Source organism: Kitasatospora sp. NPDC047058, assembly GCF_040643935.1.
Taxonomy (GTDB): domain Bacteria; phylum Actinomycetota; class Actinomycetes; order Streptomycetales; family Streptomycetaceae; genus Kitasatospora.
In genome coordinates this window covers 45,674-55,554 of the sequence record NZ_JBEYVJ010000013.1, presented here as the reverse complement: position 1 = coordinate 55,554, position 9,881 = coordinate 45,674, and the positions used below count along the sequence as shown (strand labels likewise).

Sequence of the window (9,881 nt, the reverse complement as noted above, 5' to 3'; positions counted from 1 at the left end):
ACAAGGGCGACTGGGTGACGGTGAACTACACGGCCAAGGACTGGACCACCGGCAAGGACCTCTCCGACCGCCACCGCCGCCGGCGCACCGCGTCGCCCACCCGCCCGCCGACCTCCCGCGGCCCCATCCGGGACAGCCGCCGCAGGTACCACCCCGCGCTCATGGTCATCGCGTCCTCGCCAGGGTCACCGGTGCGCCGCCGGCCAGGCCGGCCTGCACGGCGAGGGTGGCCGCCGTGGTGGCGACCAGCGACTCCAGCGGCACCGGCATCGGCCCGCCGGTCCGCACGGCCTTGACGAACGCGGCCAGTTCGGCGGACTGGCCCTTGTCCCGCGCCTTGGGCAGCCGCGAACTGACCCACCGCTTGCGGCCGGCCGCGCTGCCCTCGAAGTACACCGAGGCGCGGACGAAGTCGTCGAGCTTCAGCACCCTGCCGTCCGCGACGAGGTCCAGCGTCTCCTTGGGGAAGCCGGGCGCGCCGGTGGTGACGTAGCTGAGGGTGGCGGTGGAGCCGTCCGGGTAGCGCAGCACGACCTGGAGGTCCTCGTTGCCGGACGGCGCGACCGCGTACACCGAGACCGGGTCGGCCCCCAGCAGCCAGCTCGCCGTGTCGATGAAGTGCCCGCCCTCGCCGGCGAACCGCGAGCCCTCCGTGCCCTGCTGGAGGTACCAGCTGCCGTGCTGCAGCCGGCCCGCGTTGACCAGGTAGCGGAGGTTCGCCGGACCGGTCCGGGCGCCGAACCGGCTCTTGGCCTCGCGCAGCAGCGGCGCGAACCGGCGGTTGAAGCCCACCTGCAGCCGGTCGTTGCCGGACTCCTCCACCGCCGCGAGCACGGAGGCCAGTTCCTCCTCGGTGAGGGCCAGCGGCTTCTCCACGAACACCGTCTTGCCGGCCAGCAGCGCCTTCCGGGTCAGGTCGGCGTGCGAGCTGTGCCGGGTGACCACGAACACCGCGTCGACGGCCGGGTCCCCGAGCACGGCGTCGAGATCGGTGGTCGCCCGGGCGAAGCCGAACTTCCGCTGCGCGTTGGCCGAGGACAGCGCCGTCGTGGTGACGACCGTGGACAGCGTGACGCCGTCGCGCTGTGCCAGGTGCGGCAGCAGCATCGACGTCGCGTAGTTCCCCGCGCCGACGAACGCCAGCCGTACCGGCAGGTTGGCGGACCGGACCGGGGCGGGCGCCGTCGTGCCGCGCCGTACCGCGGGCACCGCCACCGCCGGGGCCTCCGCCTCCCCGTCGCCCGCGGCCTCGGGGTACCGGAACAGCACGGCCACGGCCTTGAGGTCGCCGTCCTTCAGGCTCCGGTACGTCTCCACGGCGTCGGCGAAGTCGGCGACGTGGGACACCAGCGGTTCCACGTCGACGCGGCCGCGGGCGAGGAGGTCGAGGAAGCACGCCAGGTTGCGGCGCTCCGTCCAGCGCACGTAGCCGATCGGGTAGTCCCGCCCCTCCAGCTCGTACTCCGGGTCGTAGCGCCCGGGGCCGTACGAGCGGGAGAACCGGACGTCCAGCTCCTTCTCGTAGTACGCGTTCCACGGCAGGTCCAGGCGGCACTTGCCGATGTCGACGACCCGGCCGCGGTCCCGGCTCAGGTGGGCGGCCAGCTCCACGGGCTGGTTGCTGCCGCCGCCGGCGGCCAGGTACACCTGGTCCACGCCGTGACCGCCGGTCAGCTCGGCGACGGCGTTCTCCACGGCCGCGGAGCCGGGGTCGCCGCAGGCCACGGCGCCCAGGCCCTCGGCGAGTTCGCAGCGCGCCGGGTCGGGGTCCGCCCCGACGACGCGGACGCCCGAGGCGGTGAGGAGCTGCACCACCAGCTGCCCGATCAGCCCGAGGCCGATGACCAGCGCCACCTCGCCGAGCTGCGGCTCGCCCTGGCGGACGCCCTGCAGCGCGATCGACCCGACGGTGCCGAAGGCGGCGTGCCGCGGCGCGAGGCCCTCCGGTACCCGGGCGTAGAGGTTCCTGGGCACCCAGTTCAACTCGGCGTGCAGCGCGTGCTCGTTGCCGGCGCAGGCCACCAGGTCGCCGACCTTCACGTCGTCGATCCCGGCGCCGACCTGCTCGACCACCCCGCACAGCGAATAGCCCAGCGGCGTGTAGGAGTCCAGCTTGCCCATCACCTTGCGGTAGGTGGCGGGCAGGCCGTTGACGGCCACGCTCTGCATGACCTTGGCCACCTGGTCCGGACGCGAGCGGGCCTTGCCCACCATCGACATGCCGGCCTCGGACACCTTCATCATCTCGGTCCCGGTGGAGATCAGCGAGAAGGCGGTGCGGACCAGCACCCCGCCCGGCTTGCACCCCGGCACCGGCACGTCGAGCACCGACAGCTCGCCGGTCTTGTAGTTCTGCACAACCTGTTTCACCGGAAGTCCCCTTGCTTCTTAGCCGTCAGGTGAGCTCTAAGCCGTCACGTGCGTGCTGTGGCCGGAGCCGGAGGTCGCGCCGCGGTACCAGTACTCCAGGGTCAGCACGTGCCACAGGTGCTTGGAGAAGTCCCGCTGCCCGGAGGCGTCCTCGGCGACGAGCCGCGCCAGCGCGTCGCGGCGCAGGAACCCGGACCGGACGAGCTCGCCGTCGTTGATCACCTCGCGCACCAGCGGGGCCAGGTCCCGGCTCATCCAGGCCCGCAGCGGGGCGCTGAACAGGCCCTTGGGCCGGTACACGATCTCCCGGGGCAGGACCGAGGTGGCCGCCTCCTTGAGGACGGCCTTCCCCTGCCGGCCGACGATCTTGCGGTCGCCGGGCACCGTGAACGCCGCCCTGACCACCTCGACGTCCACGTACGGCACCCGCACCTCGGTCGACGCGGCCATGCTCGACCGGTCCGTGTACGCGAGGTTCAGGCCCGGCAGGAACATCCGGGCGTCGCCCAGGCACATGCGGTTGACGAAGTCGTCGAGGTCGTTGTCCCGGTAGACGTCCGCGTGCTCGGTCAGCACGTCCTCGACGGTGCCGGCCAGGTCCGGGTCGACCAGGGCGAGCAGTTCGTCCCGGTCGTACATGGTGTAGCTGCGCCGGAACGCGGTCTCCTCCGGCAGGTCGGCGAAGGAGAGGAACCGCTTCGCGAACCGCACCGACCGGAACCCCCGGCGGGCCGTGGCGACCGGCAGCCGGTCCACGGCCGCGGACAGGCCGCGCCGCAGCGGCCGCGGGATGCGCTGGTAGCGCAGCGCGAGCCGGTTGGCCAGGTGCTTGCGGTAACCGGCGAACAGCTCGTCGGCACCCATCCCGGACAGCATCACCTTGACCCCGGCCTCCCGGGCGGCCGAGCAGATCAGGAAGGTGTTGATCGCGGCGGGGTCGCCGATCGGCTCGTCCAGGTGGTACGTCATCTGCGGCAGCAGGTCGAGCACGTCCGGAGCGATCTCGATCTCGTGCAGGTCGACGCCGAACCGCTCGGCCACCCGCCGGGCGTAGCGGAGGTCGTCCGGCATCGCCTCGAACCTGGCGTCCTCGGCGCGGAACCCGATCGTGTAGGCGGAGATGCCGGGGTGGTCGCGGGCCGCCAGCGCGGTCAGGTAGCTGGAGTCCAGCCCCCCGGAGAGGAAGGTCGCCACCGGGACGTCGGAGAGCAGGTGACGCCGCGTCGACTCCTCGACGACGGCGGCGATGTCCGGCCGCTCGCCGGCCCGGGCCCGCTCCCGGCCCTCGGCGGCGACCTCCCGCAGGTGCCAGAACCGGCCGCGCTCCACCCGGCCGTCGGGGCGGCACCGGAGCCAGCTCCCCGGCGGCAGCTTCTCCGCCTCGCGGAACGCGCACCGCGAGTCCGGCACCCAGTAGTACAGCAGCGAGGCCACCAGCGCCGCGTGGTCCACCTGCAGCGACCCGCCGGTCGCGGCGGCCAGCGCCTTGAGCTCGGAGGCGAACACCAGGCCCTCGCCGCGCCGGACCAGGAAGAGCGGCTTGATGCCCAGCTGGTCGCGGGCGAGCACCAGCTCACCGGTCCGCTCGTCGAAGACCCCGAACGCGAACATGCCGCGCAGCCGGGGCAGGCAGTCCGTGCCCCAGCGCCGCCAGGCCTCCAGCAGCACCTCGGTGTCCGAGGTCCCGCGGAAGCGCACCCCGGCGGCCGCCAGTTCGGCCCGCAGCTCGGGCGCGTTGTACAGCTCGCCGTTGTACGTCAGGACGAGGCCGTCCCGGACCATCGGCTGGGCGCCCGTCCCGGACAGGTCGATGATGGCCAGCCGGCGGTGCCCCAGGTGCACCTCGCCGTCGCCGACGGGGTGGCTGTACCGGCCCGACCCGTCCGGGCCGCGGTGGGCGAGGGTGTCGGTGAGCAGGTCGGTCACGACCTTCCCGTCCGGCCACCGGTAAGTGCCTGCGATGCCACACATGTCCTACTGTGCCTCCTGGTCGCCGTCCGGGACCGGTGCGGCCCACTTCGGCAGTCGCTCCGTCCGCCGCCGGCCCGTCCCGTTCTGCCGGGCCGGCCCGTCGTTCCGGTCGTTCCGGCCGAACACCCCCGCGGTGCGCGGCCCGTCCCACAGCGTGCCGTCGGTCCGGTCCCGCGGGTCGGGGTCGACCAGCACCACACCGGCCACCGGAATGTGCTGGTCCGCCAGCTGCCGCGCCACGGTGTGCAGCCAGGCGGCGCTGCCGTGCCCGGCACGCACCACGAGCACCGTCCGGGTGCCCAGGTACCGCAGGTCGGTCCACGCCGTGCCGGGCGCCACCGAGCCGACGCCGAGCCGGCGCTCCGGACCCGGCGCGGCCGCGGCGTCCGCGCCGCCGACCACGGCCGGGTCGCCCGGCTTCGCGCGGCGCCCGGCGAGCTGCCGGCCCGGCAGACCGTCGACGATCACCACCGGCCCCTGCTCCGCCAGCGCCCGGGCGAGGTCCAGGGCGATCACGCCCGTGCTGCGCGCACAGCCCAGTTCCAGCAGGGACACCGGCTCCGCGGAGCCGCCCAGGGCGCGGGCGAGGGTCGTGGTGAGCCGTGTCCGTGCCGCCCGGGTCCGCCGGCGCTGCCACCGTCCGGCCGGCCGGCGGGGCACCCCGCGCAGCTCCGCGACGACCGAGGCGCCGAGGTTCGCCGCGATCTCCCGGCGCAGCACCGGGCGGTCCGCCACCACCGCGCCGACCGCGGCCACCGCGAGCCCGAGGACCAGCCCGAGGACGAGCCCGATCACGCCGTTGGTGGCGGCGGTCGTGGGCAGGGACTGCCGCACCACGCGCGGGGCGTCCACGATCTGGGTGCCGGCCACCAGCCGGGGCAGGCCGACCCGGGCCTCCGCGGCGCGTTGGCCGAAGTCGGTGATCCGCGAGGTGAGTTCGGCCCGGCTGGCGAAGAGCGACTCCAGGTTCGCCGACGCCTTCGGCCCGCTCTGCTGCGATCCGTCCCCGATCGCCTGGTTGACCTTGGCGAGTTCGTCCCGCAGGCGGTCACGCTGGTCGAGCAGGGCCTTGGCCTCGGCGTCCGCGGCCTCCTGGATCCGCCGCACGTGGTCCGCGACGAACGCGTCGGCCAGCGCCTTGGCCCGGGCCACCGCCTCCGCGTCGCTGTGCGCCGTCACATCGATCTGCAGCAGGTTGTTGGTCAGGCCGACAGCCGTGCAGTCCTTCAGGAAGTCCTCCGGCTTCTCCGGGGACCCGAGGGACTGCAGGGCCTTGCCGGCGATCCCCGTGGTCTGCAGCACGGCGACGTCGGTGCGGATCAGCGTCCCGGGGTCGTTCGGCTGGTCCGCCTCGTGCGCGACCAGGACCTTGGCCACCGCGGTCGGCGGCGGCGGCCGCAGGACCGCCACCGCAGCGCCGAGCAGCAGCCCGAGCAGCGCCAGGGAACACCAGAGACGGCGCCGCCTGCGCACCGCGATCACCAGCGATTGGAGGTCCACCAGCGGAGCGGCCGCCGGCGCCTCCGAAGTCGTACGCGTCGTCACCCCGTACCTCTCCCCGCGTCGTCGCCGGCCGTGAGCGCCGGCGTCGTGCCGTCCGCGAGCGCCGCCGTGGCGCCGTCCGGACGACGGCCGGACGGGCGCGCCGGACGGACCCGGACCGGGCCGGCGACGACGATGCCGACGACCTCGTGCCCGGCGTCCGCACACGCCCCGGCGATGCCGGCCAGCTCCCCCGCCGTCCAGCTGCCCGCGCTGAGCACGACCAGAGCACCGGACTCGTCGTCGCGGTCCGGCACCAGCGGCCGGGACACCGGGACCTCCGCCACCCGCAGCAGCGGATCGCTCCCGGCCTCCGCGACGAGCTGCCCGGCGGCCCGGCGGGCCATCTCGTCCCCGTCCGGGACGACCACCAGCAGCCGTCCGGCCGCCGGAAGCCGGTCCCGGAGGCGGGCGCACACCCGCCGGTAGCGGAGCTGCCGGCTGGCCTCGTCGCCGGAGGCGTGCGGGGCCGGCAGGTCCCACCGGACGTCGGTGCCCAGCAGCCGGCGGATCAGGGCCCGCGGGCCGCGGCCTCCCGGCCGGTGCGCGGGCCGTTCACCGGGCACGTCGACGGTGCCGAGCAGCGCCGAGCCCAGCGCCGCGGCGATCTCCGGCTCGGTGCGCAGCCGGCGGCTCATCCGGGCGGCGGTGAGATGGCCGATGACCGCGAGCAGGAACGCGGTCAGCGCCCCGGCGACGACGAGCTGAACCCTCGTCGGCGCCGCCTCGCCGGACGGCCGGGCCGCCGGCCCCATGACGACCATGTTGGCCTTGCTGACCGCCGGATCGGCCTGGTCCAGCTTCTTGACGGCCTCCTGCAGCGCGGTGCGCAGCTTCGCCAGCTCGGTGCGGGTCTGCACGCTCTCCACGGTCTTGCCCGGATCGGCCGCGTCGGCCAGGTCGGTGATGCGACGGCTGGCCTGCACCACCATCTGCCGCAGCGCCTCGGGCTGCGTCGCCTCCGGGTCGGTGCCGTCACCCGCGATCCGCGCGGCGAACGTGACGAACTGACGGGCCGCCTGGTCGGACAGCTGCTGAGCGTGCTCCGGGGTCTCGGCCGTACCCGAGATCTTGATGATGTTCCCGTCCGCGGCCGTGGCGCTCACCCGGTCCCGCAGCTCGCTGCCGCCCACCCCGGCCCAGCCGAGTGCGGCGGCCGTGCGGTCGAGCACCACCGAACTGGTCGCGATCTCCGCCTGGGTCAGCAGCTCGCGCTCCTGCCACGCCCCCGGCAGCAGCACCGACGCCGACGTCGTGTACCGCGGCGGGAAGAGCAGCGAGGCGCCGTACCCGACGAGCGCACCCAGCAGGGCGAGGACGGTGAGGAGCCGCCAGCGCCGGCGGAGGATCCGGCCGATCGTGACCAGGCGTATCGTGTCGTCGCTCAACGGCGCGGCCTGCTCCCTGCCCGGCCCGGGCCGCCCGCCGCCACCGGCGCGCGGCCACGGCAGGCGGCGGCGTAGGCGGCGAGCAGCGACCGCTGGGAGTTCCGCCAGGAGAGCGGCCCGTTGATCCGCTCCTGGCCGAGCTTGCCCATCCAGGCCCGCTTCTCCGGGTCGTCCAGCAGCTGTGCGACGAGTCCGGCGAACCCGACCTCGTCGTTGGCGGGCGCGTACACGGCGGCGTCACCGGCGGAGACCCGCGCCTCCCGGAGGTCGAACGAGACGACCGGCCGGCCCATCACCATGTACTCCAGGACCTTGTTCATGGTCGACACGTCGTTGAGCGGATTGCGCGGGTCGGGGGAGAGGCACACGTCCGCGGTGGACAGGTAGCGCACCAGGTCGGCGTCCGGAACGCGCCCGGTGAACTCCACCTGGTCCGAGAGCCCGAGCCGCCGGGACAGCTCCACCATCGAGTCGAAGGTGTCGCCGGCGCCGACGAACACCGCGTGCCAGTCGGTCCGCCCGAGCTCGTCGCGCAGCTTCGCGAGGGCCCTGAGGGCGTAGTCGACGCCGTCCTGCGGGCCCATGACGCCGAGGTAGCACAGCAGATGGGGCTTGCCGCGCTTCAGCTCCGGCTCGGGCGGCACCGGCCGGAACCGGTCGGTGTCGGGCGCGCTGCGCACCACGAAGACGTCCTCCGGCCGCCGGCCGCCGCGGCGCACCGCGACGTCCCGGTAGCTCTCGTTCGTGGCGAGCACGACGTCCGCGGCCCGGTAGGTCAGCCGCTCCAGCGCGCACACGGCGCGGTAGAGCAGGTCCCGGCCGCGGTCGAACCGGGAGAGGTACAGCTCCGGTACCAGGTCGTGCTGGTCGAACACGAACCGCGCGCCGCGCCGCTTCAGCCACAGGGCCGGCAGGAACAGCAGGTCGGGCGGGTTGCAGGCGTGGACCACGTCGACCGGACCGACCCTGCGGGCCAGCCGGGCGGTGTGCCACAACGCCGATCCGTACTCCCGCAGGTAGCCGGCCGGCCCGCCGGTGGCCGCGCGCAACGGGTAGCGGTGGATCCGCACCCCGTCGATCTCGGCCTCCGCCTCCGTGTCCCGCTTGCTCCCGCGGGGACAGATGACGTCCACCGTCCAGCCCGCGTCGCGCAGCGTCGTGCACTCCTGCCACACCCGCCGGTCGAACGGCACCGACAGGTTCTCCACCAGGATCAGCGCGCGCCGGGCCGGCCCGTCGCCGGCCGTGCCACCGGGCGGTGTGTCGTCGAACGCTGCGTCACCAAGCAAGGCCCATGTACCCCGGTTCGGTCCGGCGCGCCTCGGCGTCGGGAAGGCGGATGAGGTCGACGATCGCCGGGCCGCCGCCGTGCGGCAGCGCCGACAGCACGGCCGGGTCCCTGGTCCCGACCACGCACACCTCGGCGTGCCCGAGCACCTCGTCGACGGACTCCGCGAGCAGCTGCGCGAGGTGCGGCAGCCGGGTCTCGATGTACTCGCGGTTCGCGCCGAGCAGCCGGGAGAGGTTCACGTTGGGGTCGTAGATCCGCAGGTCGTAGCCCTTGCCGAAGAGCCGCTCCGCCAGTTCGACCAGCGGGCTCTCGCGGAGGTCGTCGGTCCCGGGCTTGAAGGACAGGCCGAACAGGCCCACCCGGCGCTTGCCGGTGCGCTCGACCAGGTCCACCGCGCGCTGCAGGTGGTCGGAGTTGGAGGACAGCACGTGGGAGAGGATCGGCACCGAGACGTCGGCCCGCCGCGCCGCGTGGACCAGGCTGCGCAGGTCCTTGGGCAGGCAGGAGCCGCCGAAGGCGAAGCCGGGCCGCAGGTAGGCGGGGCTGATGTTCAGCTTCCGGTCGGCCAGGAACACGTCCATCACCCGGTGCGAGTCCACCCCGAGCGCCTGGCACACCGCGCCCAGCTCGTTCGCGAAGCCGATCTTGAGGCCGTGGAACGCGTTGTCCGCGTACTTGATCGCCTCGGCCGTCGGGACGGGCACCCGGAACACCTCGCCGGGCAGTCCGCCGTACAGCGCCGCGACCACGTCGCCGCTCTCCCGGTCGAGCTCGCCGATGACGGTCTTGGGCGGGTCGAAGAAGTCCCGCACGCTGGTGCCCTCGCGCAGGAACTCCGGATTGACCGCGACCCCGAAGTCCACCCCGGCCGTGCCGCCGGCGTACTTCTCCAGGATCGGCACCAGCAGGTTCAGGCAGGTGCCCGGGAGCATGGTGCTGCGGAACACGACGGTCTGCCGCCCGCCCCGCTCGGCCACCGCGGCACCGATCTGCTCGGTGACCCGCTCCAGGTAGGTGGTGCACAGGCTGCCGTTGGGCTCCGAGGGCGTGCCCACGCAGACCAGCGACACCTCGCTGCCCGTGATCGCCTCGCGGACGTCGTGGGTGGCGCGCAGCGCTCCGGACCGCACGACCTCGGCGATGAGCTCGCCGATCCGCTCCTCCACCACCGGGGCCTTGCCGTCGTTGACCAGGTCGACCTTCACCTGGTTCACGTCCACGCCGATGACCTCGTGACCCAGGCTGGCCAGGCACGCGGCCGACACGCAGCCCACGTAGCCGAGACCCAGGACGCTGACCCTCATGACCCGCTCCTCCCC

Annotated in this window: 6 protein-coding genes; all 6 read right to left on the bottom strand. The window is 74.1% G+C overall.

Going from position 1 to position 9,881, the window contains the following annotated elements:
* Nucleotides 1–165: 165 nt before the first annotated feature.
* From ABZ885_RS03610 to ABZ885_RS03585, 6 genes are read right to left on the bottom strand one after another with little or no spacing between them, the layout of a single operon-like run.
* Nucleotides 166–2,370, bottom strand: coding sequence for a bi-domain-containing oxidoreductase (locus tag ABZ885_RS03610; protein WP_360182939.1), 2,205 nt, complete (start codon nucleotides 2,368–2,370; stop codon nucleotides 166–168).
* 36 nt (nucleotides 2,371–2,406) lie between these two features.
* A complete protein-coding gene (gene asnB, locus ABZ885_RS03605) occupies nucleotides 2,407–4,341 on the bottom strand; it encodes an asparagine synthase (glutamine-hydrolyzing) (protein ID WP_360182937.1) in 1,935 nt (644 codons plus the stop codon).
* 3 nt (nucleotides 4,342–4,344) lie between these two features.
* Nucleotides 4,345–5,886 carry a Wzz/FepE/Etk N-terminal domain-containing protein gene (locus tag ABZ885_RS03600; protein ID WP_360182935.1) on the bottom strand — a complete coding sequence of 514 codons (1,542 nt, stop codon included), beginning with the start codon at nucleotides 5,884–5,886 and terminating at the stop codon, nucleotides 4,345–4,347.
* Nucleotides 5,883–7,271 (bottom strand): Wzz/FepE/Etk N-terminal domain-containing protein, encoded by a 1,389-nt coding sequence (locus ABZ885_RS03595; RefSeq protein ID WP_360182933.1) that lies wholly within the window; start codon nucleotides 7,269–7,271, stop codon nucleotides 5,883–5,885. The genes ABZ885_RS03600 and ABZ885_RS03595 overlap by 4 nt, the downstream gene beginning before the upstream one ends.
* Nucleotides 7,268–8,560 (bottom strand): glycosyltransferase family 4 protein, encoded by a 1,293-nt coding sequence (locus ABZ885_RS03590; RefSeq protein ID WP_360182931.1) that lies wholly within the window; start codon nucleotides 8,558–8,560, stop codon nucleotides 7,268–7,270. Before ABZ885_RS03590 ends, ABZ885_RS03595 begins: the two co-directional genes overlap by 4 nt.
* Nucleotides 8,550–9,866, bottom strand: coding sequence for a nucleotide sugar dehydrogenase (locus tag ABZ885_RS03585; RefSeq protein WP_360182929.1), 1,317 nt, complete (start codon nucleotides 9,864–9,866; stop codon nucleotides 8,550–8,552). Before ABZ885_RS03585 ends, ABZ885_RS03590 begins: the two co-directional genes overlap by 11 nt.
* Between the last annotated feature and the right edge of the window lie 15 nt (nucleotides 9,867–9,881).

Coding starts and splice junctions, on each gene's coding strand:
- asnB (WP_360182937.1), bottom strand. CDS start 4,341: ATGTGTGGCATCGCAGGCACTTACCGGTGGCCGGACGGGAAGGTCGTG.
- ABZ885_RS03585 (WP_360182929.1), bottom strand. CDS start 9,866: ATGAGGGTCAGCGTCCTGGGTCTCGGCTACGTGGGCTGCGTGTCGGCC.